Genomic DNA, 24,006 nt, shown 5'->3' on the forward strand with positions numbered 1-24,006 from the left:
TCTATGATCATGGCTTGCTGATGGAGGTATCGCTATTTGCGGAAACTAGTTTCGACTTTGACCAGTTTCACGAGGAGAGGTTAATGTTCGGCGATGGAAGACGTGGACGCGGCCCGGCTGGACTTCTGGTCGTTCGTGGCGCTGGCCAACCAGCGGCTCGCGCAGGAGTACGGCTTCCGGCACCAGCTGGCGACCGAGGTGCTGCTGACCCTCAATCGGGCCTCCGACCTGGTCACTTATGACCTCGAAGCCGCCGTGCACCGGCCGCGCGGCCGGTCTTGGTCGGCGTTCCGGCTGCTGTTCGTCGTCTGGCTCGCCGGTCCGCTCGAACCGACGAGCGCGGCGCGGCTGACCGGGATGAGCAGGGCGGCGGTGTCGAATCTGGTGAAGTCGCTGGTCGCGGAGGGGATGCTCCACCGGGTCCCGGACGAACGGGACGGCCGGTCCGTACAGCTCTCGCTGACCGAGGCCGGGCACGAGGAGATGGTCTCGGTCTTCCGTGAGCACAACGAGCGCGAGTTCGGCTGGACGAACGCCTTGACCGAGACCGAGCAGCGCATCCTGGTGATGCTGCTGGGCAAGCTGATCACGAGCCGTGCCGAGTTCGGCACCCGCAGCCGCAAGTAGTCCCCTTCAGCCTCTTTCATGCCCCCGGAGGACCGGACTACGCTGCCCAGCAGTTAGTCAAAGTGTGAACTAAATCGGCGAGGAGGAGACCATGGTGGACGGCGGGCGGATTCCCGCGCTCTTCGCCGGGCTGTGCGACGACGCCGCGGTGTTCCCACCGGGTTTGGCTCCACTGCCGGACGCCGTCGTCGCGCACGACGAGCACGTCGCCGCCTGGTACGCCGGCCTCGTCGGGCCGCTGGTGGTCGCCGCCACGGCACTCGACGACCTCGACGGTGTCCTCGGGGGGCGGGAAGTCCCCTTGCCGGTCTCGGTGACGCTGCCGGGTGGGCCCGCGCAACTCGACGGCGTGCTCAAGGCCGTCGCCGCGCTGCCGGTGAACCTCGACGCGCTCGAAATCGCCGTGCCGGACGGCATGGGACCGGACGAGGTGCTCGCCGCGATTTCCGCCGCCACCGCACCGGTTCACGTCGAAATCCCGCGTGACGACCGGCGCGTCCCGTTGCTGACCGCCCTTTCCGGAACCGGTCACCGCGCGAAGTTCCGCACCGGAGGCGTCCGGGCCGAGCTGTATCCCGACGAGGCCGAACTCGCCGCCGCGGTCCGGGCGGCCGTCGGCGCGGACGTTCCGTTCAAGGCCACCGCCGGGCTGCACCACGCGCTCCGCAACACCGATCCGGAGACCGGCTTCGAACAGCACGGGTTCCTGAACCTGCTGCTCGCCACCGACGCCGTCCTCCACGCCGACGGCGACCCCGAAGCCCTGCTCGCCGAGCGGGACGGTGCTGTCGTCGCCGCGCGCCTGCTGGCACTGGACGCGGACCGGGTCGCCGCCGCCCGCGCGGGCTTCACGTCGTTCGGCACCTGCAGCATCACCGACCCCCTGATCGAGCTGGCCGGACTCGGCCTGCTCGAGACGCCCCGAGGAGAGGCATGACCACGATCGACATCCCCGACGGCTCGTTGTTCGGGATCGAAAACCTGCCCTACGGTGTGTTCTCCGTCGACGGCGATCCCGCCCGCGTCGGCGTGCGTGTCGGTGACTCGGTCCTCGACCTGGCCGCGGCGCTCGACGACGACGTCTTCGCCGCGCCGTCGCTGAACCCGTTCATGGCGCAGGGATACGACCGCTGGGTGGCGGTCCGGGAGCGGATCCGCGAGCTGGTCTCCGGTGAAGTCCCCGACGGTGCGGTGCATCCCGTCGGGCGGGTGACCCTGCACCTGCCGATCGAGGTCGCGGACTACGTCGACTTCTACGCCTCCGAGCACCACGCGTCGAACGTCGGCCGGTTGTTCCGCCCCGACGCGGAACCGTTGCTGCCCAACTGGAAGCACCTCCCGGTCGGCTACCACGGACGGTCCGGCACGGTCCTGGTCTCCGGCACGGACATCGTGCGCCCGAGCGGTCAGCGCAAGGCCCCCGTCGACACGGTGCCGGTGTTCGGGCCGAGCACGCGGCTGGACATCGAGGCGGAACTGGGTTTCGTCGTCGGCACCGGAACCCCGCTGCACACCCCGATCGCCCCGGACGACTTCCCCCGCCACGTTTTCGGCGCGGTCCTGCTCAACGACTGGTCGGCCCGCGACATCCAGGCATGGGAATACGTTCCGCTGGGCCCGCACCTCGGCAAGAGCTTCGCGACTTCGATCTCTCCTTGGGTGGTACCGATCCTGGCACTGGAGGCCGCGCGGATCCCACTGCCGGGCCAGACGGATCCGGTGCCGCTGTCGTACCTGCGTGAGAGCGACCCGTGGGGCCTCGACATCGACCTGGTCGTCGAATGGAACGGCGAGGAGGTCAGCCGTCCGCCCTTCCGCGAGATGTACTGGTCGCCCGCCCAGATGCTCGCGCACCTGACGGTCAACGGCGCGTCGTCGCGTACGGGAGACCTGTACGGCTCCGGAACGATTTCCGGACCGGAGAAGCACCAGCGCGGCGCGTTCCTCGAATTGTCTTGGGGTGGTAAGGAACCGCTCACGGTGAAGGGGGAGGAGCGCACCTTCCTGCTGGACGGGGACGAGGTCGTGATCACCGGGACCGCGCCGGGCGCGGGCGGCGGGCGGATCGGGTTCGGCGAGGTCCGGGGCCGCGTGCTGCCGTCCGCGAGTAGGTGACTGGTTGCGGTCTCGGCCGAATCCGGCTCATTCCCGCGGAGCGTCGAAGCGCAATTGCCGGTTGAGCACCGCTCGCGCGACTTCGGTCACCGGAAGCCGGTGACTGAAGGCGTGGGCGCGCAACCGCAGCATGGCGTTTTCCAGACTGATCCGTAGGTCGGTGGCCAGCATCCCCGTGGCCACGTTCACGTCGTCGTAGTGGCCCGCGACGTCGTGCCGAGCCCATCGCGCGTTCGGGTCGCCGCCGTTGCTGTCGGTGAGCAGCGCCGTCGTGGCGATGGTGGCCAGTGCGAGCGCGTCGCCCAGCCCCTCCTGGCCCAGTGTTCCGGGCTCGCGGCGGTAGAGGTCCAGGGTGCCGAGCCGCAGAGCGCCGACTCCCAGCGGGAACGCGAACGCCGCGCCGACTCCGCTCGCCGCTGCCCCGTCGGCGAACCCCGGCCAGCGTTGTTCGCCGCTGACGAGTTCGTCGACCAGCACGGGATCACCGACGGCGAAGGCTTCGACGCCGGGGCCTTCGCCAACCGTGTACTGCAGTTCTTCCAGCGACGTGGCCCACGGGCCGTCCGCGGCCACCAGTTCCTGGTCGTTGTCCCGCAGGCGCAGGGAGACCGCCGAACCGTCGACGTCGAGTTCCCCGACGGCGACCGCGCAGACGACACCCACCCACCCGGTGCCAGGGTCCCGGTCCGCCACCCGTTCGGTGACGAGCCGCCACAGCCGCTTTCGGCGCCGACCGTCCACTGTCGCCACCTCCGTTTCGGGAATCCGGCCCCATCATCACCCACCGGGGCACGAGGTCGCAGAACGGAGCGAGGTGATCACCCGTGCCGAGGGAAGGCGGGTTCGGCGTCGGGAGTCGGGTACGCCGCCAGTCTGTGCGCCAAATCGGCCTCGCCGTCGAACTGGGGCGGCGGTTCCGGTCTCGGCGAGCGTTCGCCCGAGAGCAGGCTTCTGGCGAATTCGGCGACGACCTGAGGCGGTGGGAGCGATTCGGCGGTGAGGTAGCCGGCGACGACGAGGTCCTCACCGGCGTTCGTCTCGATCGTCAACGCCCAGCCATGCCGCTCGGTCCAGAGTAACGCCACATCGCGGTCGGGCCGGTCGGGAAGCCGCCGGTCCAGCGCGAGATACGCGCTCGCGGTCGGCTCGGTCTGCGCGTTGAACGCCTCCCCTTGGAGCCCGAGTTCCTCGCTCACGCGGCGCACATACCGTCGAAGGCCGTGCAAAGCCGCTTCGCCGAAATCCGCTTCCATGCTCGATCTCCACCTCACGCTCGGTGCTCCGTCATCGGACGCCGTCTGCTTGACGCGGCAATGAGGTTCACGCCAACGGGTTACTGGGTGTCCAGAAACCGGCCGGTTCAAACCCGAAGCTGCCGAAGGGTCAGGGCAGTTCGGATTCGAGGCGACGTTGTAGCTCGCTGAGGGTTTCGCGCGCGAGGTCGAGCCTCTCCGGGTCGAGGCCTTCGGTGGTGCGCAACGCGAGCTGGGTGGAGGCCGCCCGCATCCGGTGCGAGGCGGCGCGGCCGGCCGGGGTGACTTCGAGCAGCTTGGCCCGCTGGTGCGCGGGATTGGGCCGATAGCGGGCGAGTTCGTCGTCGACGAGAAGATCCGCGACGCGCTGAACGCTCTGGCGGGTATGGCCGAGCCGGTGGGCGATGGTCCCGACAGGCGCGGCTTCCTGGTCGATCTCGGCGAGGACCTGCCAGCGCGCCAAGCTCTGGCCGGTGGGCCGGGCGATGCCGTTGCCGATCGCCTCGACGACCTTGGTGAGCCTGCCGACCTGGTCGATCAGGGCGGTGTAGGCGTCGCAGACTTGATCACCGACTTTGACAGTATGCTGTCGTATCACTGGCTTACCGGACATGACAGAATGCTGTCATGTGGTGCTTCGGACTTCTATCGGTTGGCCCTCGAGGAGATCGCGGCCAACGCGGTACTCCGCACCACTCGGGGGACGATCGAACAGGCCATCGCGGAGTACGCCGACCTCGATATCGACGAGGTCGACCGGCTCGCCGACATCATCACCTGAACAACCTGCGGGAACCCCCTCACTTGCCCGCTCCCGGAATGCCGTTCGGCGGCGGCGCGTCGCTGGCGGCGGAGTCGTTCGCCTCGATGGGCGCGTCGCCGATGTCGGTCACCAGTACCGGCGTCAGGTCCTTGCCGACACCGCCGTGCAGCTCCACCACCGACATGCCGGAGATGCCCATGTGGCTGTCGCCGGTGTAGCGGAACGGCGCCAAGCCGGGGCCCTCGAACGTCTTGCCGGACTGCCGGATCACCTCGACAATGCGCTCCCGGGTCAGGTCCCGCCCGGCCGCTTGCAGTGCCTGGACGAACGTGTACGCCTGCGCCATCCCGTAGATCCGGTAGTTCGTCAGGTCGCCGCCCTTGCCGTGTGCCTTCCAGACCTTCTGCCAGAGCTTCGTCCACGCGTTGTCCTGGGCGTCGACACCCGGCAGGTACTCGGTGGTGAGGACGCCGTCGATGAGCGACGCGCCGTTGGTCACCTTGCCTTCGGAGAACCGGGCGAGCAGTGAGCCGACGAGCGCGGGGTCGGAACCGACGTTGCTGTAGAACCACTTTGGCTTGAAACCGATCTTGAGCGACGCCAGCTGCGACAGCGCGGTGTAGGACGGGACGTTGAAGCCCAGCACCAGATCCACGCCCGCGGCCTTGAGTTTCGCGATCTGCGGCGCGATGTCCGTGTTGCCCGGCGAGTATTTCGCGACCTCGACGATCTGCTTGTCCAGGAAGCGGCGTGCGCCCTTCTCGCCATCGCGGCCGAAGTCGTCGTCCTGCACGAACAGACCGACCTTGGCGTTCGGCAGGTTCTTCCGCACCCAGTCGCCGATGATCTTGCCTTCGCTCTCGTAGTCCGGCTGCCAGCCGAAGGTGAACGGCGCCTTCTTCGGATCGTTACCCCAGCGCAGCGATCCCGACGACACGAACAGGTCCGGGATCTTCGAGCTGTTCAGGAAATCGACGACGGCGCTGTGCGTCGGCGTGCCGAGGCCGCCGACCATCGCGAAGATCTCCTCCTTGAGCACCAGTTCGTTGGTGACCGCGCTGGTGTTGGTCGGGTTGTACCCGTCGTCCTTCACCACGAACTCGATCTTGCGGCCGTTGATCCCGCCGTTCGCGTTCACGTAGTCGTAGTAGGCCTGGTGCCCGCTGGGGATCTCGCTGTAGCCCGGCGCGGCGACGCCGGTGAGCGGGAAGTGCGCCCCGATCTTGACGGTGGTGTCGGTGACGCCGACGGCCGAGCCCTTCTCCTCACCCTCGGGTCTGCCGCCCGCGCCGCAGGCGGCGGTGACCGTGACGGCGAGGAAGAGGGCCACGATCTTGGTCAAGCGCTTCATGGGCTTTTCCTCCGGTGGATGAGTTTCCGCAGCCCGCCCGCCAGTCCGGCCGGTGCGAGCAGCACGATCAGGACGGTGACCAGGCCGTAGATCAACGGCGCCAGATGCGCGGCCTGGACGTCGGACAGGCCGAGATCCGTTCCCGCGCCGGTCACCAGCGGCGGCAGGAAGGTCAGGAGCGCCGCTCCCGCGAGCGCGCCGACGAGACTGCCCAACCCCCCGAGCACGACCGCGGACACCAGCAGTAGCGACAACGTCAGCGCGAACCCGCTCGGCGCGGCGAGCCGCGCGGACAACGCCATCAGCGCCCCGGCGAGCCCCGCGCAGCCGGCGCTGACCACGAAGGCCTGCACCCGCGTGCGGCCGAGGTCGATCCCGGCCAGTTCGGCGGCCACGTCGCCATCGCGCACGGCCCGCCAGTTGCGGCCGACGCGGCTACCGGAGAGATTCGCCAGCAGCACGAACACGATGAGCACGGCGAGCCAGGAAACGTAGGCGAGATAACGGATCGACGTGAGTTCCTGGCCGGTGACGAAGTACGCGGCGTCCGCGAGCCTGCCGGGGATTTCCGGCAGGCGGACGGCGAGGCCCTGCTCGCCGCCGAGCGATTCGCCGAAGAACAACGGGATCCCAGGTATGGCGACGGCGAGCGCCAGTGTCGCGCCGGCGAGATACGGCCCGTGCAGCCGGGCCGCGGCGACACCTACGAGCGCTCCGACGGCCAAGGTGACCATCACCGCCAGCAGCAAGATCACCGGCAGCGGCAAGGCATCCGCCGACTTCAGCAGCAACGCCGTCGAGTACGCGCCGACAGCCATGAGCGCGCCGTGGCCGAGCGACAGTTGGCCATTCAGTCCCGTCAGGATGGTCAGGCCACCCGCCGCGATCGCGAAGTACGCCATCGCGGTGAACTGCGCGTTGAGGAACGGGCCGGTGTTCTCGAGCACGAGTACGACGACGACCAGCGCGGCGAGGGCGAACAGCAGATGTCTGCGCAGCACGTCAGACCCTCCGTTCGCGGACACTCGCGAACAGCCCGCCGGGTTTGAGCAGCAGCACCACCATGAGGATCGCCAGCGCGGCGAGCGGCACCAGTTCCGAGCCGATGTACCCGCTGACCAGGCTCAGTGACAGGCCGAGCAAGACGCCGCCGACGACCGCGCCCACCGGGCTGTCCAGTCCGCCGAGCACCGCGGCGACGAACCCGTACACGACCACGCCGTCCATATAGGACGGGTGGACGAGCCCGCCACCGGCGATCAGCAGCCCCGAAAGCGAACCGGCGAGAGCGGCCAGCGCCCAGCCGAGCGTGAGCATCCGCCCGACCCGCACTCCCAGCAGGCGTGCCACCTCCTGGTCGAAGGCCGCGGCCCGCATCCGCAGGCCGAGATCGGTGCCACGGAACAACAACACGAGCCCGGTCAGCACCACGCCGACCGCGACGATGGTGAACACGCCGAACCCGGTCAGCGCGATCGTCGTGCCGCCGACCTGGAAACCGGTGAGCCCGAACGGCGCCGGGAACGACCGGTACCGCGAGCCGAACACCAGCGCCGCCAGCGCGTGCAGCACGATGAACAGGCCGAGGGTGAGGATCACGGCGTTGATCTCGGCCTTGCCGGAGACGAACCGGACCACGAACCGTTCCACCACCGCGCCGAGCACCAGTCCCGAGAGCAGGGCGACGGCGAAACCGAGCCAGTACGACCAGCCCGCGTCGATCAGCACCAGCGCGAGATAGGTGGTGATCATCGCCATCGGCGCCTGCGCGAAGTTCACGATCCGCGTCGCCCGCCAGATCAGCACCAGCGCCAGGGCGAACGCGGCGTAGACCACGCCGAGGGTCAGCCCGGTGAGCGTGGTGGTCAGCAGTTGCTGCACGAGGCTCCTTTCAGAATCCGAGGTAGGCGTGCCGCAGGCCGTCGTCCGCGACCAGGGCGGCCGCGTCCCGCCGGACGACGACCTCGCCGAGGTTGAGCACGACGCCGTGGTCGGCGATGGACAGCGCGCTGCGCGCGTTCTGCTCGACCAGCACGACGGCCAGCCCGTCGTCGCGGACGAGACCGCGCAGCAGGTCGAAGATCTGCGCCACGATCCGCGGGGCGAGGCCCAGCGACGGCTCGTCGAGCAGCAGCACTTTCGGCCGGGACAGCAGCGCGCGGCCGATCACCAGCATTTGCCGTTCCCCGCCGGAAAGCACGTGCGCGAGGCCGGTTTTTCGTTCGGCGAGCACCGGGAAGAGGTCGTAGATCCGGCGCAGCTGACGGGGGGTCGCGCGGCTGCCGGAGCCGAGCGCGCCGAGCCGCAGGTTCTCCTCGACCGTCAGTTCGGCCAGTACACCACGGCCCTCGGGGACATGGGCGAGGCCCAGTCCGGGTAGGTCCTCTGTGGGCACTCTGGTGATGTCCTCGCCGTTGAGGGAAACCTTGCCGCTTGTCGGCCGGACGAGTCCGGAGATGGCGCGCAGCAAGGTGGTCTTGCCCGCGCCGTTCGCGCCGAGGACGGCCGTGATCTCGCCTTCGGCGACGGACAGGCTCACGGAATCGAGCGCGCGGACCGGGCCGTAGCTCGCCGAGAGGTGCTCAACGGTCAGCACCGGCCACCTCCTCGCCGAGGTAAGCCGCCTGCACCGCCGGGTCCGCGCGGATCTCGTCCGGGGCGCCGCGGGCGATCACCTTGCCGAAGTCCAGCACCACGATCTCGTCGCACACACTCATCACCAGATCCATGTGATGCTCCACGAGCATCACCGACATGCGGTCGGTCAGGCCGCGGACCAGTTCACCGAGCTCGCCGATCTCGGCCGACGACAGGCCTCCCGCCGGTTCGTCGAGCAGGAGCAGATCCGGTTCGCTGACCAGCGCCCGCGCGAGGGCGACACGTTTCCGGACGGGATAAGGAAGACTGGCGGGATAGCGATGGGCGACGTCGGCGAGGTCGAAGTCTTCGAGTTGCGCCATCGCCCGCTCGGTCAGGGCCTTCTCGTCCCGCGTCCGGCCAACCAGTGACGACCAGAAGCCGCTCCGCGCGTGCCTGTCGGCGCCGACCAAGACGTTGTCCAGCACCGTCATCCGGTCGAAGAGGCCGAGTTCCTGAAGACCGCGGGTGATACCGAGGCCGGCGAGGTGATGCGGGCGCAGCCGCCGCAGTTCGGTGTCGCGCCAGGTCAGTGTGCCGGTGTCCGGCCGGACGAAACCGCACGCCACGTTGAAGAGCGTGGTCTTGCCCGCCCCGTTCGGGCCGATCACCCCGAGCACCTGGCCTGGGGCGACGGTCAGGGAGACGTCGGACAGCGCGACGAGACCACCGAAGGTCACCGAAACGCCGGACATCTCGAAGGTCGACAGGGTCACGCAAGAACTCCTAACGGCGAAAGGGGGTCCCGGCGCGAGGGCGCCGGGACCCGAGGGGCTCACGCGTGCGGGCAGGTGTCCCGGTAGTCGCTGATCGCGCGGTCGTCCGGGGCGGGGCAGAGGAACTGCTCGAAGCGGGTGTCGTTGTCCACGAACCGCTTCAGCCACGAGATCGTGTACTTCGCCATGGTCGTGTTCACCGTGTTCGGGAAGAAGTGGCTCGCGTTGTCCAGTTCCATGTATGCCTTCTCCGCGGCGGCGGGAATGCTGGTGTAGAACGGGATCGAGTGCGAAGCCACCGGCGCGACCGCGTCGGATTCGCCGCCGATGACGAACGTCGGCACTCGCAGCGAGGACCACGACTTCTGCGTGTTCCATGGCGCGAGCGGCACCGCGGCCTGCAGCGACGGCCGGTCCTGTGCCGCCTCGAGCGAACCGCCGCCACCCATCGAGTGGCCTGCCACCGCCAGGCGCGAGGTGTCGATGCGGGAACGCACGGTGCTGCGCTGGGTCAGGTAGTCGAGCGCGGCCAGGAGCTGGTCACCGCGACTGGCGGGCTGGTCGTAGATCGTATTGGTGTCGATGGTGAACACCACGAAGCCCTGCGACGCCAGCCGCGGGCCGATCCACGCGATGCTCGACTGGGTCGCGGTGTAGCCCGGTGAGATGGCGACCGCGCCGAAGGTGCCCTGCGAGGTACTGGTGGGGTAATAGATGGTGCCGCCACCGAAACCGGTGACGGACAGCCGCGACACCGACGTCTCCGAGACCGCGAACGAGCCGCGGGAGGCCTCGATGCTGTTCTCCGTCGGGTCCGGGCCTCGTTCGTACGGGTTCTCGGCGGCGTAGGCCGTCGGAGCGATAGCGAGTGCCGCGACGGTCGCCAGTCCACAAAGGATCCGGGTCGTACAACGCATGGTGCCCTCTCCGTTCGCCGTTGAACACAGTCCGTGGTGATGGACTGTGGCAAACGAACGCGAGGGACCGCATCGGCGAAATCGCCAGTCTTCGTCCGCGGCCGCACTAGCCGGGCAGGGCGCCCGTACGATCGGCGATCGTGAATCGCTCAGCCGAGGACATAGTCCGTACCGCGGCGCGGTGGATCGATCGCGGCGTCCGCGTCGACACCTCCGCCTTCGCCCATTATCTGGGCATCTCACGCAGCACCCTGTTCCGCCGCGTCGGCAACCGGGAAGACCTGCTCGGTGATGCCCTCTACTACCTGTCCGAGCGCACCCTGACGGCCGCCGTGAGCACCTGGGAGCGCGAAGAGGGCGACGTGGTGCGCAACGCGGCCGGTGAACTGCGCTGTCTCGCGATCATGCGCGAGTACCGCTCCGTACTCGCGGCGAGTGCCGGGTTCCGCCGCTTCCTCGACGACGAGCCGGTGCTGGCGATCCGGCTGCTCACCGACCCGGACGGACGCGTCCAGCCAAGGGTCATCGCGGCGCATGTCGGATTGCTGCGCCGCGACGTCGACGACGGCGGATTCGTGCCCGCGGTCGGCCTGGACAGCCTCTGTTACGCGATCGTCCGCTTGGGGGAGGCGTTCCTGTATTCGGACGTCCTCGCGTCACGGACACCCGACCTCGACGCGGCGTCGACGCTGCTCGGAGCGCTCGTGGAGGGGCGGGTACCCAGCCGGACCTTGTGAAACACTTGCGCCTGGTGTTTCATCGAAGGGGATTCGAGGAGGCGCCGATGCCTGTCCGGGACGTCGTGTACCCGTTGCGGGGCAGGGACGACCTCTTCGGTGGGCTGCGGTCGGTCGCCGGGCGTGCCGTGCTGGTCCGCGGCGCGGAAGGGCTGGGCAAGTCGGCCTTGCTCACCGCTTTGCGCGCCACGCTCGGTGTCCGCCTCGTCGGCGTGCGGGGCCTGCGGGCCGAACGCGCGTTGCCGTATGGCGCCCTGCATCGGATGTTCGGTGCCCCGGTGTCCGGTGGTGTGGAGGCGCGTGATCGGCTCAGCGCGCTTTCGGCACCGACGATCTGCTGGGTCGACGACGCGCAGTGGGTCGACCCGGAATCCCTCTCGGCACTGGGTTTCGCGGCCCGGCGGCTGACCGGGGCCCCGGTCGGGATGGTGGTCGCGTCGCGATCCGGATCGGACGAGTTCGAGACCGTCGAGCTGACGCCGTTGAACGATTCCGCCGCCGGCCTGTTGTTGCGCGACCGAGGTGTGCCCGCCGGGGTCCGGGCGCAACTGGTCGAACTCGGTGGCGGTAATCCGGCCGATCTGGTCGCGCTGGCCGCTTCGCTGACTCCCGCGCAGGCGGCGGGCCGGGAGCCGGTTTCGCCGATCCTGCGGGAGCGGTTGCCCGGGTACACGGCGCGGCTCGACGCGATGCCGCCCGCCGAGCGGGTGCGCTTTCTCGTCACCTGCATGGACGTTTCGGCGGGTCAGGCGACCTGGTACGCGGCGGCGTCACCGGCGGATCGCCGGGCGGCGCACGAGTATCTGGCCGCCGCGGGGGAGGGACCGGACGTGCTCTGGCACCGGGCGATGGCGGCCGCCGTGCCGTCCGCGCCCCTCGCCGACGAACTCGCGGCCGCCTCCGCGGTGGATTACGCGGCCTCGGCGCGGCAACTCGAACGCGCCGCCGTCCTGACCGCCGATCCGTCGATGCGGGCGAGACGACTGCTGGCCGCGGCCGACGCGGCTTGGCAGGCGGGCAGACCGGGATGGGCGCGGCTGCTGCTGTCGCGGGTCGACGCCGAGCCGGGTGCGGTGGCGTTGCTGCACGGGGAGATCGAACTGCGCGACGGCGACCCCGCGGTCGCCACCCACGAACTCGGCACGGCGGCGGAACTGCTGACGGATCCCGCGTCCGCCCTCCTGCTCGCGGGCGAGGCGCGGCGGCTCGGCGGCGACCTGAGCGGCTACCGGGCTCTGGCGCGGACGATTCCGGCCGGAGAAGGCCTCGCCTTCGCGCACTTCCACGGTATGACCTCGGTTTACGCCGGACGTCACGACGACGCCGACCTGCCGCTGGACGACGCCGTCCGCCGGGGGATGTCCGGCGCCGACGTCGCCGGAGCCGTCTGGGCCGCCGAAGCGGCCTTCGCCCGTGGGCACGCCGAACGGGCCCATGAGTACGCGGCCGCGGCAGTGAGCCGCGCGCGGCTGGGCAGGCGGCACGCGGAACTGCCGTGGGCGTTGATCTACCTCTCCCTCTCGGCGATCGCGCTCGACCGGATCCCGTGCGCGCGGGCGGCGTCCCGCGACGGCTCGCGCGCGCCCCACAACCTGCGGATGGAACACCTGACACTGCTCGGGCTCGCCGCCGCGCTCCTCGGGGACCGCGTACCGGAGCTGGACGAAGCGACCGAAGGGATCGCAGAACGCGGTCTCGGCAGGCCCGCCGCCGTCGCGGCGTGGGCCAACGCCTGCCTCGACCTCGCCGACGACCGGCCGGACGACGCCCTGAGCAGGCTCGAAGATCTCGCGTCCGGCGTTTCCGGTGACCAGCCGGTGATCCGCGTGCTCGCCACGCCGCAACTGGTCGAGGCCGCGGTGCACTCCGGGCGGCCCGAGCGCGCGCGGACGGCGCTGGAAGTGTTCGACCGCTGGACCTTGGCGGGGGCGGAGCCGTGTTGGCTCGCCCTCAGCCATCGCTGTCACGCGCTGACCGCGTCGGATCCGATGGTGGCCGAGCGGCACTTCCGGCTGGCCATCGAGGCGCACCGGCGCGCGGGCGGCGCGGTGGAACTCGCCAGGACCCGGTTCGCCTACGCCATCCTGCTGCGACGGCACCGGCGGACGAGGGACGCGCGCGACCAGTTCCGCGATGCCTTGCGCGGCTTCGAAAACGTCGGCGCGACCCGGTTCGCCGACCGGGCCCGCGCCGGGCTCCGCGCGACCGGCGAGACCGTCGACGCGCCGCACCGGTCCCTCGCCGGACTCACCCCGCAGCAGGACGCGATCACGCGGCTGGTGGCGGCGGGGGAGACGAACAAGGAGATCGCGCGGCGGCTGGTGATCAGCCACCGGACCGTGGACCACCACCTGCGGAACATCTTCACGGCCCTGGGGGTCCGGTCACGCGTGGAACTCGCGCGCCGCGTCGCCGCCGGGGAGTGACCGACCGCCGCAAGTAGTCCTCTAATGGCGGTCGTTGGGGCACACCGACCGCCGCAAGTAGTCCTCTAATGGCGGTAAGCGGGAATACCGGGCAGGCCAGGGGAGTCGTTGCAGAGTAAATGCGCAACCACGGCGTCGACCCGCGGACGCGAGGCGCGCTGCTGACCGAACAACTCCAGGCGCTCAAGGAGATCTGGACCGAGGACGAGGCCGAGTTCCACGGGAAGCACGTCGACTTCGACCCGGTTTACGCCTGGCCGAAGCCGGTGCGGAAACCGCATCCGCCGATCTACGTCGCCGGTCAGGGCCCGGCCGGGCTCAACCGGCTCGCCGAGCACGCCGACGGCTGGCCGCCGTATTTCGTGACGCCGGCGGAGGAGTTGCGCCGGGTCCGGTCCTGGCTCGCCGACCAGGGCCGCGAAGACGTCCGGATCAGCGTGTTCGGCGCCCCGGCCGATCCCGAGTTGCTGCGACGACTCGCCGACGCCGGGGTCGACGAAGTCTCCCTCATGCTGCCGACGCTGCCGGAGGCCGAGACACTGGCACACCTCGACGAGCTGGCGAAGACCGTCGAGCCGCTCCGCGTCCAAGGCTCGTGAGTGGGTGAATAGCGTAGAGGCGGATCGGTATTCGCCTACCTGCGCCGGGCTCTCCAGCGCCATCCGCGTTCATGAAGGAATCGGGACGCTCAAGGTCCCGATTCCTTCATGAAGAAGCCCCGGACCGCGTCGCCACGAAACGGCGAAGGGAGCCTTCGGCGACCCGCCCACGAACACGAGACAGTTGCCCTTACCCCTCGATAAAACCGTCCTCACCGCTCACGAGGTGACGTCACGGGCAGGCGAGCACCGGGGCCTGCGGACGGCCACCGCCGTGCAGGTCGCTCAACGGAACCCTTGCCAGGCCGAGGATCGCCTGCGCGGTCGCGCGCGGAGCGGTCGCCGGGTTCAGGCCGGTGGCGTCGTAGGCGATCGCACCGCGGTCCGCCACGGCACCGGTACAGCCGGTCTGCAGCGACCGCAGGAATTCCCGCGCCTTGACCGCGGCGGCGGGACGGTGACCGGCCAGCGCTTCCGCGGCGAGGCCGGTGCTGTTGGAGTTCGGGGCGTTCGCGCCGACGCCGAAGCCACCGTTAGCGTGCTGCTTGGTGACCAGCCAGGAGGTGCCTTCGCCGGCGTTCACCGCGTCACCGGTGGCGCGCAAGGCCTGCACGACCGTCGCGGTCGAGTCGACGTCACTCACGCACGTCGCTTCGCCGAAGTTCAGCGGGAAACCGCCGTCCGCGCACTGGGTGCCCGCGAGGAACGTCACGGCCGACGCGGGAGCGCCCGACGGCGTGCGGTCCAGCGCCAGCAGGGCGAGCGACTGCGACAAGGCGTTGGAGTAGTCGCCGTACTCGGACCGGTCGGAGAACCGGCCGGACGGCACGAGCAGCGAGAGCAGCCCCGCCTTCAGGTCGACGGCGCCGAACGACGCCGGGTTCTTGCCCCGGATCTGCGCGGCCAGCATCAGCTTGGCGTGCGCGCCCGCGTAGGCCTCGGTGCCGCTGCCGACGTACCCCGTGGTGATCTCCGGCTTCGCCAGCCAGGTGATCGCCTTGCCCGCGTTCGTGTTCGACACGCCCGCCGCAGCGAACGCGAAGATGGCGTCGATGGTCAAGCCCTGGTCGGGAAACTTCTGGCCGCCGAAATCGGCCTCGAACCTTTCCCCGTCGGTCATCTGCCTGGCGAGCCATCCCGCGGCGGCGTCCGCCTTGTTGTGGGTGGCCGCGGTCGCCGCCGGAGCGGCGACCAGTCCGATGCCGCACAGCATGGCGACAGTGAGGACCAAACGTCTCATGAGAACCCTTTCCCGCACGTCCACGACAGGAGTCGGTGACACCGCGCGACGTGGGTGACCGGGCTCGCCTGGAGGCATACCGTTGCGGGACAGCGCCGGACTCTCACCGGACTTCCCCCACGGCCGCGCTGAATTGACGATCCGAAGACTCTCATCCCTGGCAAGCGCCGGGGTACCGCCGGGCGCGAGTATCGATGTGATCCTGGCGACCGACCTGGTCAGCGGTGCCTGCCTCGGGTAATCGGGTGTTAACCTCGGCGGGCTCGACAACTTCAACACCGCCGCCCGTGACGGGGAAGCCGGTCGAAATCCGGCGCTGTCGCGCAACCGTGGGCCCCTTGACCAGGGCGAGCCGGGATGCCGCACGGGTGGATGCACGATCCAGAAGTCCGAACCACTGTCGCGATAACAGGGGTGACTGCGGCGCCCCGCGCCTGTCCTCCGTCACGGCCGCAAGGAGGAGTCATGCGCCGCGGGTACCTGGCCGCATCGGCGTTCGCCGTCAGTGTCGGCGTAGTCGCCGCACTGCTCACCGGCACGGCGACGGCCGCCAGCGACCGCGACGCGGCGCAAGCGAACTCCCGTTGGCTCGCGACGAAGCTGAAGCCGGACGGCACCCTCGAGAACCCCAGCGGCGGCGAGCTGCCCGACCACGGTCTGATGCTCGACGTGCTGTTCGCGATGTACGCCTCGGGCGAGGGCGCGCGTGCCGAGCCGATCGTGCAGTTCCTCGACGAGCAGGGCCACGCGACCGACTACTTCACCTGGGACGGCCTCGTACCCGGCGCCGGGTACGACAAGGTCATCGTCGGCGGCGCCGCGGCCAAGACCCTGGTCGCCGCCGAGGTCGCGGGCCGGGATCCCCGGAACTTCGACGGCTACGACATGGTGGCCGAGACCAAGGCCGCGATCATGCGCAAGGGCCCCGACATCGGCCGGGTCAGCGACTACTCGAAAGACCCCGCCCTCGCCGATTCCCTGAGCAACAACGCGAACATGTTCGGCCAGGCGCTCGGCGTGATCGGGCTCGCCGCGGTGGGTGAGAACGACCAGCTCGCCATCGGCAAGCTGGTGACGCAGCAGTGTTCCGAAGGCTACTTCCGGGTCTTCTTCGGCTACATCAAGACGACCGAGACCGGTGATCACGTCACGCCGACCGGCTACAAGGTCTCGACCTGCGACGAGGGCAAGCCGTTCGACCTGTCTCCCTCGGACGGTGACGCCACCGGTCTCGCGCTGTCGGCGATGCTGGCCGCGCGGAAGGCGGGTGCCGCGGGGCTCGACGGCCCGATCGCCAAGACGGTGTCCTGGCTGGTCGCGAACCAGACTCCCGGCGGTGGCTGGGGTGGCGGCGTCGGCACCGAAGCCCCGAACACCAACAGCACCGGGCTGATCCTCCAAGCGCTCGCCGACGTCGGTGGTGCGGACGCGGCGGTGGACAAGGGCGTGCGGTTCCTCAAATCCGCGCAGGCGAACGCCGCGGCCGACTCGGGCAACAGGCTCGCCGGTGACCTCGGCGCGATCGCCTACAACCCGGATTCCTACGTCGCCGCGCGCGCCAACGGGATCGGCGGACTCGACACCTGGATCCGCTCCGGCGCCCAGGCCTCACTCGGCCTCTCGCAGATCGGGTTCTCGGCGATGACGAAGGGAACCGTGCCGCCGACGAGCAGCGTCTCGGAAAGCCCGACGACCGCCCCGACCGAGACGACGGGCTTGCCCACGTCGGCCACGAGCGATCCCGCGCCGACCAGCACGACCACCACCACCACCACGACCACCACGACGTCGGTGACGCCGACACCGGGAACGTCTTCCTCTCTCTTCACCAGCCCGCCGGCGCCGAGCACGGTCATCGTCACGAACACCCCGCCCGCGGCCAAACCCGAGGCGAACAAGCCCGCGCCGAAGAACACCACGCCGAAGCCCAAGAAGGCGGCCACACCGAAGGCCTCCACAGGCGCACGGGTTCCGCCGTCCGCGGCGGTTCCGGCCACGGGCGCGATCCCGGCCTCCCGGCTGGGCGCGTACCTGACGAACCGGCTCGTCGGCGGTGACCACGTCGAGGTGACCGAGGACGGCAAGACCTACGTCGACTACGACGCCACCGCCGATCTCGTGCTGGCGCTGAGGTCACTGGACGAGCGGCCGGACACGGTCGCTCGCGCGTCGAAGTTCCTGCTCACCCCCGAAGCCGTGCGGGCCTACGCCCACGGTGCGCCGTACGAACAGAGCGGGGCGGCCTACGCCGAACCGCTCGCCAAACTCGTGCTCGTCGCCGAATTCGCGAAGGCGGACGTCGCCGGTCAGTTGCGCGCCGATCTGGTGGAGCTCCGCGGCCAGGACGGCAAGTTCACCGACACCGGTTCCTTCGCCGACGCCGACGAGACGGTCGAGCGGCACGCTTGGGCGCTTCTCGCCACCGCCGCCGATCCCGGCGCCGCGATCGAACTGCTGCTCTCGCGCCAATGCGCCGACGGCACTTTCCCGAAGCACCTCGACACCGCGGAATGCGGCTCCGGGGACCTCGGTGCGACCGCCGCCGCGGTCACCGCGCTCGCGGTGCGGCCGTTCACCGACGCGGCACCGCCGACCGAACGGCCGGACGGCTGGTCCGAGCGGCGCGTGGCGGCGTTCGTCTCCGCGGTGGGCGCGCTCGGCGTCCGGCCGACCGGCGCCGGCATGGTGACCGGGGAGGCCGGTGAGCCGGATGTCGCGCTCAGCGCCTCCGTCGCGGCCGCACGGCAGATCGCGGGCCTCGACGCGAGCGGCACCGCGCGGTCACTGGGCAAGCTGGTGCAGGCCGACGGCGGTTTCGCCAAGGGATCCGTCGTGGCTAGTGACGGGAAGACCGACTTCCCGACCAGTTTGGCCGCCGCGCAGGGTGTCGCGGGCCGATCCTGGCTCACCGCCGCGGATTCGCCGCTGTCGCCCGCGATCCGTCTGCCGCTCTCGGAGGTCGACGCCGCGAACGCCGCGTCCGGCACCCAGTTGCAGGCCGCCGCCCAGTCCACTCAGCCGATGTGGATGACCTGGGGGCTCGTCGGTATCGCGGTGCTCCTGCTTGCCGCCGCGATCGTGCTCGTCTTCCTGCTTCGCCGTTTCATCAAGACAAAGGGGGCAACACCGTGAGAAAACTGCTCGCCGTCTCGTCCGTCCTCATCGGACTGACCGGACTCGCCACCGCCGTGGCCGCGCCCGCACAGGCCGCGGGGTACAACGGGATCTGCACCGGCAACGACGCCCTCACCGGCGTCACCGTCGTGGTCGACTTCCAGGAACTGGGCGAGCTCGGCGGCACCGCCGCGCCGACGATCACCCGGTGCTCGCCCAACGCGAACCCCGGCACCGACCGCACCGGCATCAAGGCGTTGCAGGACGCCGGGATCGCCGTCGCGGGCACCGCTCGCTGGGGTCTCAGTTTCGTATGCCGCCTGGCGGGCCGTCCGTCCGCGACGGAGACCGTCCCGCTTTCGAGCAACCCGAACTACAAGGAGCCGTGCGTCAACACCCCGCCCGCCGGCGCGTACTGGGGTTACTGGAACGCCGACGGTTCCGGGTCGACCTGGACCTACAGCAGCTATGGCGCGCTCAACCGCAACGTCGTCCCCGGTGGTTTCGAGGGCTGGTCGTTCTCGCTGAACAAGTCGGCCACGACCAACCCGCCGCCCGGTGTCACGCCGACCAATCCGGCTCGCACTGTCCAATGAGGAGGGTCTTCGGGGTGGTGGCGGTGATCTTCCTGATCGCCGCCTCGGCCCCAGCCGCCCACGCGGTCGACCAGAGCAAGGGGCACCCGGGTTTCTGCAAGGACGCCACCGGGGTCACCGTGGTCGTCGACTTCCAGCAACTCGGGGGCACGACCATCGTGCGCTGCGACCCGCAGCCCACCCGCGGTACCGGGCTGGACGCGCTCAGGGGCGCGGGTTTCCAGATCGCGGGCGTGCAGCGGTGGGGCGAGGCCTTCGTCTGCCGGGTCGAGAACCGGCCGTCGGCGGCCGAGAACGTCCCGATCGCCGGCCGTGAGAGGTACCGCGAGCTGTGCATCGACACGCCACCGGCGCAGGCCTACTGGTCGTACTGGCACGCCTCGAACAACTGCGCGTGGGACTACAGCCAGTGGGGTGTCAAGAACCGCGACTTCATCCCCGGCGGTTTCGAAGGCTGGTCGTTCTCGCTGAACGCCACCGCGGAGGCCAACCCGATCCCACGGGTCTCCGCCGTGCGCCCGGGAACCGAGAGCCAGCCTTGTATACCGCGTGAGGAGGCCAAGCCGGTCACCGACGACCCCAACGAGCGGCAGCAGCGACCGCAGGGCGGCAACGGGCAGCAGCAGACGGGCGACGGACAGCAGTCGACAGCGGAAGCCGGGGCGGGGCCAGGGGAAACCCCCGCCGCGGGCCCGAGTTCCGGTGCGCTTCCGCCGCCCAAGCCGCGTCCGAGTGCCTCGGCGCGGCCGCAGGCGAAGGATCCGTCGACGAACGTCGCGTTCACCGGCGGCGAGAACGCCGAGGACGTCAACGCGGTGATCAAACGCGAGTCCGGTGCCGATGACTGGGCACCCTGGGTCGCGGGCGGCGCCGTGCTGGCGTTGTGCGTAGCCGGATTCCTCTTGGCACGCAGACGGAAAAGCGCGCAGGGAGCCTGATGACGTCCTATTTCCTGCCGCGCGACCTGCATCCGGCCGCTTGGTGGGTGTGGGCGCTCGGGCTCGCCGTCGCCGCGACCCGGACGACGAACCCGTGGCTGCTGCTGACCATCGTGGCCGTCGCGGGGTACGTCGTCGTGGCCCGGCGCTCCGAAGCGCCGTGGGCGCTGGCGTTCCGGCTCTACCTCTGTCTCGGCGCGTTCATCGTGGCGATCCGCGTGTTCTTCCGCATCGTGTTCGGCGGCGCCGAGGGGTCCACGATCATCCTGCGGCTGCCCGAAATCCCGCTGCCCGAATGGGCGGCCGGGATCCGGCTCTTCGGTGACGTGTCCGCGGAATCGTTGCTGGGCGGGCTTTACGACGGGATGCGGCTGGCCACGATGGTGATCTGCCTCGGTGCGGCCAACGCGTTGGCGAACCCGAAACGCCTGCTGAAGGCGATGCCGCCGGCGTTGTACGAGGTCGGCACCGCGGTGATCGTCGCGCTGTCGGTGTTCCCGCAACTCGCCGAGAGCGTGCTGCGGGTCCGACGGGCCCGCAAGCTGCGGGGTGGTTCGGGCAAGAAGAAGGTGAAGGCCCTGCACACCGTTCTCATCCCGGTGCTGGAGGACGCGCTCTCCCGCTCGCTGCAGCTCGCCGCGTCGATGGACTCACGCGGTTACGGCCGCGCGGGAATGGTCGAAGCGCGTGCCCGGCTGCTCACCGGAACACTGATGATCATCGGCCTGATCGGCGTCTGTGTCGGCGTTTACGCCACTTTGGACGGTTCGACACCCCGGTATCTCGCCGCGCCGGTGCTTTCCGCCGGAGTGGTGGTCGGGCTCGCCGGATTCTGGTCCGCGGGCAAACGGGTCCAGCGCACCCGCTACCGGCCCGATCGCTGGCATCTGCCCGAACTCGTCGTGGCCGCGAGCGGGATCGGCGTGGCGGCGGTCCTGTTCACGACATCCGCCGTGAACCCGATGAACATGAACCCGTCACTGATCAACCTGTCCTGGCCGTTGCTGTCGTGGGGGCCGCTGCTCGGGGTGCTGATCGGCGTGCTGCCCGCCTTCCTGACCCCGGTGCCCGAACCCCCGCACGCCGCGCTCGAAGAAGCAGCGCACGACAAAGAAGCGCACGCATGATCGAACTGAATCAGGTCTCCTTCACCTACCACGGCCGTTCCGAGCCGGTGCTGTCCGATGTGACGCTGTCCATCGGTGAAGGCGAACTCGTGCTTTTCGCGGGTCGGACGGGGGCGGGGAAGTCGACGCTGCTCGGCACGATCAACGGTCTCGTCCCGCATTTCACCGGCGGTCATCTGGACGGCACGGTGTCCGTCGACGGCATCACGACGAGGTCCCGGCCGCCGCGCGAGTTCGCACACCTGGTCGGCGTCGTCGGCCAGGACCCGCTCGCGGGCTTCGTCACCGACACCGTCGAGGACGAACTGGCGTACGGCATGGAACAACTCGGCCTCGACCCGCAGGTGATGCGGCGCCGCGTCGAGGAAACCCTGGATCTCCTCGGTATCGCCGAACTACGCAGGCGCGCCTTGCGGACGCTGTCCGGCGGGCAGCAGCAGCGGGTGGCGATCGGCTCGGTGCTCACCACCCACCCGAAGGTGCTCGTGCTGGACGAACCGACGTCCGCGCTGGATCCGACGGCGGCCGAAGAGGTACTGGCGACGCTGGCCAGACTGGTGGAGGACCTCGGCACGACGGTGCTCATGGCGGAGCACCGGATGGAACGCGTGATCCCGTTCGCGGACCGGATGATCTATGTCCCCGGCACCGGGGGAGTGGTGGACGGTACGCCACCCGAGGTGCTGAAGGACATGCCGATCGCGCCGCCGATCGTCCAATTGGGACGGCTGGCGGGCTGGGTCCCGCTGCCGATGACGGTGCGCGACGCTCGTCGCCGGGCTTGCTCACTGTCACTGGGAATCCCGCCGGTCCGGACCGTGACCGTTGGTGAGAAGTTGCTGACCGCGTCCGGAGTCGTCGTGCGGTACGGGCCGAAGGTCGCGGTGCGGGAGGTCGATCTCACCCTGCGTGCCGGCGAGGTGCTGGCGATGATGGGCCGCAACGGTTCCGGTAAGTCGTCGCTGCTGTGGGCGGTGCAGGGCTCCGGCCCGCGGCAGGGCGGCAAGGTCACCGTCGAGGGCAAGGACCCGAAGACCCTGAGCAGCGCCGCGGCTCGCGCCCTCGTCGGCATGGTGCCGCAGACCGCGAGCGACCTGCTGTACCTGCAGACCGTCGCCGCCGAATGCGAGGCCGCCGACAAGGAGTCGGGCGCGGAACCGGGTTATTGCCGGGGCCTGCTCGACAGGCTCGCTGCGGGTATCGACCCCACGTCGCATCCCCGCGACCTGTCCGAGGGGCAGCGTCTCGCGCTCGTGCTCGCGGTGCAGTTGTCCGCCGCACCGCGGATCATGCTGCTGGACGAACCCACCCGAGGCCTCGACTACACCGCGAAATCCGCGCTGGCGCAGATGATCGCGTCGCTGACGGCCGAAGGCAAGGCGGTGGTCGTCGCCACGCACGACGTCGAGTTCGTCGCGACGATCGCGCACCGCGTGGTCGTGATGGCGGAAGGGGAGGTCGTCTCCGACGGCCCGACCGGCGAGGTGCTCGGTGGCTCGCCGTCGTTCGCGACACAGGTCGCCAAGATCCTCGGCGAACCGTGGCTCACCGTCGACGACGTCCGCTCGGCGCTCCCGCAGGAGGTCCGGTGAACACCGCCCCCGCCGTCCGGCTGGGCCCGCGCTCGGCGACGGTTCTCGGGCTCGCGTCGCTCGCCGGGCTGATGATGTTCGTGTGGCCGCTGCTGGTCCGCGTCGAACCGCAGTCGATGCAGCACGGCCCGGACGCGCCGTTCGTGTTCATCGGCATCCTCCCGATCCTGATCGTCATCGTGCTGGCCGAAATGTCCGAAGGGGGCATGGATTCGAAGGCCCTCGCGATGCTCGGCGTGCTTTCGGCGGTGAACGCGGCGCTGCGGCCACTGGGCGCGGGGACCGCGGGCATCGAGACGGTGTTCTTCCTGCTGGTGCTCGCCGGACGCGTGCTCGGTCCCGGCTTCGGTTTCGTGCTGGGCTGCACGTCACTGTTCGCGTCGGCGTTGCTGACCGCTGGAGTCGGGCCGTGGCTGCCGTTCCAGATGATGTGCTCGGCGTGGATCGGGATGGGCGCGGGACTGCTGCCGCGCCGGGTCACCGGCAAGGCCGAGATCGCGATGCTGGTGGCCTACGGGATCTTCGTCGCGTATGTGTTCGGATTCCTGATGAACCTGTGGTTCTGGCCGTTCATCACCGACGCCCAAGTGCCGTACCACGACGGGCACATTTCGTACGTTCCCGGCGCTCCGCTGCTGGAGAACCTGCACCGGTTCGCCGTGTTCACGCTGCTGACCTCGACGGCGGGCTGGGACACCGGGCGGGCGATCACGAACACCGTCGCGATCCTGGTGCTGGGGCCCGCCGTGCTGGCGACCCTGCGGCGGGCTTCGCGAAAGGCTTCGTACGGCGTGATTCCTTCGTTCACGGACGGACGGCCGCGCATTTAGGCGCAAACTTGCTGCTGTGGCTTTTCGTGCGATGGCGATCAGGCGGCGTCGGCGCGGGACTTCCTGCGAAGGAGGTGGTACGCGACGGCGAACGCCGTGCCGACGGCCACGATGATCGCGGCGAAGACGGGGTGCATGTCCTTGGACAGGCTCTGGGCGCGTTCTGGTCCGATCGCCCAGAGGGTCAGGGGCGTGAGGTAGGCGGCGGTGAGGGCGATCGCGCCCCAGCGAAGCGCCTTGAGCCGGGTGTCGCGAAGAGTGCCGATCAGGACGAGAGCGACCGGGACGATGGCGATCATCGCGAACTGGCCGATGATCATGATCGGGACGGCCCAGGCCGAGATGATGACGGAGCGCGGGGCGCGGCGGACGATGGTTTCGCGGTCGAGCGTCTGGGTGGACATCGTTTCTCCTGAAGGCGGGGCGGG

The 24,006-nt window shown here is 69.8% G+C and carries 23 protein-coding genes, 1 pseudogene and 2 riboswitches; of the genes and pseudogenes, 13 read left to right on the forward strand and 11 right to left on the reverse strand.

The genetic code is table 11. The features are described 5' to 3' along the window. The first annotated feature begins 93 nt into the window (after positions 1-93). The 3 genes from ACM6LU_RS15865 (at position 94) to fahA (ending at position 2,742) form a co-directional block, all read left to right on the forward strand. Complete coding sequence (locus tag ACM6LU_RS15865) at positions 94-627, forward strand: MarR family winged helix-turn-helix transcriptional regulator (RefSeq protein WP_414938433.1); 534 nt, start codon at positions 94-96, stop codon at positions 625-627. Positions 628-718: 91 nt separating this feature from the next. Continuing rightward, complete coding sequence (locus tag ACM6LU_RS15870) at positions 719-1,564, forward strand: hypothetical protein (protein WP_414938434.1); 846 nt, start codon at positions 719-721, stop codon at positions 1,562-1,564. After that, positions 1,561-2,742 (forward strand): fumarylacetoacetase, encoded by a 1,182-nt coding sequence (fahA, locus tag ACM6LU_RS15875; RefSeq protein WP_414938435.1) that lies wholly within the window; start codon positions 1,561-1,563, stop codon positions 2,740-2,742. The genes ACM6LU_RS15870 and fahA overlap by 4 nt, the downstream gene beginning before the upstream one ends. A 27-nt stretch (positions 2,743-2,769) precedes the next feature. On the opposite strand, the gene ACM6LU_RS15880 is transcribed toward fahA, so the two are convergent. The 3 genes from ACM6LU_RS15880 to ACM6LU_RS15890 form a co-directional block, all read right to left on the reverse strand. Continuing rightward, the gene (locus ACM6LU_RS15880; protein ID WP_414938436.1) at positions 2,770-3,483 is read right to left on the reverse strand and encodes an ANTAR domain-containing protein; all 714 of its coding nucleotides are present in this window, start codon (positions 3,481-3,483) and stop codon (positions 2,770-2,772) included. Between the two features lie 77 nt (positions 3,484-3,560). Further along, positions 3,561-3,995: a DUF6292 family protein gene (locus tag ACM6LU_RS15885; protein ID WP_414938437.1), complete on the reverse strand. Its 435-nt coding sequence runs from the start codon at positions 3,993-3,995 to the stop codon at positions 3,561-3,563. Positions 3,996-4,125: 130 nt separating this feature from the next. Beyond that, positions 4,126-4,608, reverse strand: a complete 483-nt coding sequence (locus ACM6LU_RS15890) for a MarR family winged helix-turn-helix transcriptional regulator (RefSeq protein ID WP_414938438.1) — start codon at positions 4,606-4,608, stop codon at positions 4,126-4,128. Between the two features lie 6 nt (positions 4,609-4,614). Here ACM6LU_RS15890 and ACM6LU_RS15895 point away from each other — a divergent pair, with 6 nt between their 5' ends. Further along, the gene (locus tag ACM6LU_RS15895; protein ID WP_414938439.1) at positions 4,615-4,776 is read left to right on the forward strand and encodes a hypothetical protein; all 162 of its coding nucleotides are present in this window, start codon (positions 4,615-4,617) and stop codon (positions 4,774-4,776) included. A 19-nt stretch (positions 4,777-4,795) separates the two neighbouring features. Here the strand turns inward: ACM6LU_RS15895 and ACM6LU_RS15900 are convergent, their stop codons facing one another. The 6 genes from ACM6LU_RS15900 to ACM6LU_RS15925 form a co-directional block, all read right to left on the reverse strand. Further along, positions 4,796-6,109, reverse strand: a complete 1,314-nt coding sequence (locus ACM6LU_RS15900; RefSeq protein ID WP_414938440.1) for an ABC transporter substrate-binding protein — start codon at positions 6,107-6,109, stop codon at positions 4,796-4,798. Beyond that, positions 6,106-7,110: a branched-chain amino acid ABC transporter permease gene (locus ACM6LU_RS15905; RefSeq protein ID WP_414938441.1), complete on the reverse strand. Its 1,005-nt coding sequence runs from the start codon at positions 7,108-7,110 to the stop codon at positions 6,106-6,108. Before ACM6LU_RS15905 ends, ACM6LU_RS15900 begins: the two co-directional genes overlap by 4 nt. Position 7,111: 1 nt before the next feature. Then, complete coding sequence (locus ACM6LU_RS15910) at positions 7,112-7,990, reverse strand: branched-chain amino acid ABC transporter permease (RefSeq protein ID WP_414938442.1); 879 nt, start codon at positions 7,988-7,990, stop codon at positions 7,112-7,114. Between the two features lie 10 nt (positions 7,991-8,000). After that, positions 8,001-8,705: an ABC transporter ATP-binding protein gene (locus tag ACM6LU_RS15915; RefSeq protein ID WP_414938443.1), complete on the reverse strand. Its 705-nt coding sequence runs from the start codon at positions 8,703-8,705 to the stop codon at positions 8,001-8,003. Next, on the reverse strand, positions 8,692-9,441 hold the full coding sequence (locus tag ACM6LU_RS15920) for an ABC transporter ATP-binding protein (RefSeq protein ID WP_414938584.1): 750 nt from the start codon (positions 9,439-9,441) through the stop codon (positions 8,692-8,694). The genes ACM6LU_RS15915 and ACM6LU_RS15920 overlap by 14 nt, the downstream gene beginning before the upstream one ends. Positions 9,442-9,521: 80 nt before the next feature. Then, entirely contained in the window at positions 9,522-10,379 is an 858-nt protein-coding gene (locus tag ACM6LU_RS15925; protein WP_414938444.1) for an alpha/beta hydrolase family protein, read from the reverse strand. Positions 10,380-10,519: 140 nt separating this feature from the next. On the opposite strand from ACM6LU_RS15925, the gene ACM6LU_RS15930 reads away from it, so the two are divergent. From ACM6LU_RS15930 to ACM6LU_RS15940, 3 genes and pseudogenes are all read left to right on the forward strand, one after another. Continuing rightward, positions 10,520-11,116 (forward strand): QsdR family transcriptional regulator, encoded by a 597-nt coding sequence (locus ACM6LU_RS15930; protein ID WP_414938445.1) that lies wholly within the window; start codon positions 10,520-10,522, stop codon positions 11,114-11,116. Between the two features lie 47 nt (positions 11,117-11,163). Continuing rightward, a complete protein-coding gene (locus ACM6LU_RS15935; protein WP_414938446.1) occupies positions 11,164-13,542 on the forward strand; it encodes a LuxR C-terminal-related transcriptional regulator in 2,379 nt (792 codons plus the stop codon). 119 nt (positions 13,543-13,661) lie between these two features. Beyond that, positions 13,662-14,141, forward strand: a pseudogene (locus tag ACM6LU_RS15940) (LLM class flavin-dependent oxidoreductase); the annotation flags it as partial. A 232-nt stretch (positions 14,142-14,373) separates the two neighbouring features. Here the strand turns inward: ACM6LU_RS15940 and ACM6LU_RS15945 are convergent. Next, the gene (locus tag ACM6LU_RS15945) at positions 14,374-15,381 is read right to left on the reverse strand and encodes a prenyltransferase/squalene oxidase repeat-containing protein (protein ID WP_414938447.1); all 1,008 of its coding nucleotides are present in this window, start codon (positions 15,379-15,381) and stop codon (positions 14,374-14,376) included. 31 nt (positions 15,382-15,412) lie between these two features. Continuing rightward, positions 15,413-15,543, reverse strand: a riboswitch (cobalamin riboswitch). Positions 15,544-15,674: 131 nt separating this feature from the next. After that, a riboswitch (cobalamin riboswitch) is annotated at positions 15,675-15,743 on the forward strand. Positions 15,744-15,846: 103 nt separating this feature from the next. Between ACM6LU_RS15945 and ACM6LU_RS15950 the strand changes: the two genes are divergently transcribed. From ACM6LU_RS15950 to ACM6LU_RS15975, 6 genes are read left to right on the forward strand one after another with little or no spacing between them, the layout of a single operon-like run. Beyond that, positions 15,847-18,513: a hypothetical protein gene (locus tag ACM6LU_RS15950; protein WP_414938448.1), complete on the forward strand. Its 2,667-nt coding sequence runs from the start codon at positions 15,847-15,849 to the stop codon at positions 18,511-18,513. Continuing rightward, positions 18,510-19,091: a flagellar hook-length control protein FliK gene (locus ACM6LU_RS15955; protein ID WP_414938449.1), complete on the forward strand. Its 582-nt coding sequence runs from the start codon at positions 18,510-18,512 to the stop codon at positions 19,089-19,091. The genes ACM6LU_RS15950 and ACM6LU_RS15955 overlap by 4 nt, the downstream gene beginning before the upstream one ends. Before the next feature lie 14 nt (positions 19,092-19,105). Then, positions 19,106-20,029: an ABC transporter substrate-binding protein gene (locus ACM6LU_RS15960; protein ID WP_414938450.1), complete on the forward strand. Its 924-nt coding sequence runs from the start codon at positions 19,106-19,108 to the stop codon at positions 20,027-20,029. Beyond that, positions 20,029-21,156, forward strand: coding sequence for an energy-coupling factor transporter transmembrane component T (locus ACM6LU_RS15965; RefSeq protein WP_414938451.1), 1,128 nt, complete (start codon positions 20,029-20,031; stop codon positions 21,154-21,156). The genes ACM6LU_RS15960 and ACM6LU_RS15965 overlap by 1 nt, the downstream gene beginning before the upstream one ends. After that, positions 21,153-22,748: an ABC transporter ATP-binding protein gene (locus ACM6LU_RS15970; protein ID WP_414938453.1), complete on the forward strand. Its 1,596-nt coding sequence runs from the start codon at positions 21,153-21,155 to the stop codon at positions 22,746-22,748. The genes ACM6LU_RS15965 and ACM6LU_RS15970 overlap by 4 nt, the downstream gene beginning before the upstream one ends. After that, positions 22,745-23,578 (forward strand): ECF transporter S component, encoded by an 834-nt coding sequence (locus tag ACM6LU_RS15975; RefSeq protein WP_414938454.1) that lies wholly within the window; start codon positions 22,745-22,747, stop codon positions 23,576-23,578. Before ACM6LU_RS15970 ends, ACM6LU_RS15975 begins: the two co-directional genes overlap by 4 nt. Positions 23,579-23,616: 38 nt before the next feature. On the opposite strand, the gene ACM6LU_RS15980 is transcribed toward ACM6LU_RS15975, so the two are convergent. Next, complete coding sequence (locus tag ACM6LU_RS15980) at positions 23,617-23,982, reverse strand: hypothetical protein (RefSeq protein WP_414938455.1); 366 nt, start codon at positions 23,980-23,982, stop codon at positions 23,617-23,619. Between the last annotated feature and the right edge of the window lie 24 nt (positions 23,983-24,006).

Source organism: Amycolatopsis sp. cmx-11-51, from assembly GCF_047608665.1.
In the GTDB taxonomy this organism is placed as follows: Bacteria; Actinomycetota; Actinomycetes; order Mycobacteriales; family Pseudonocardiaceae; genus Amycolatopsis.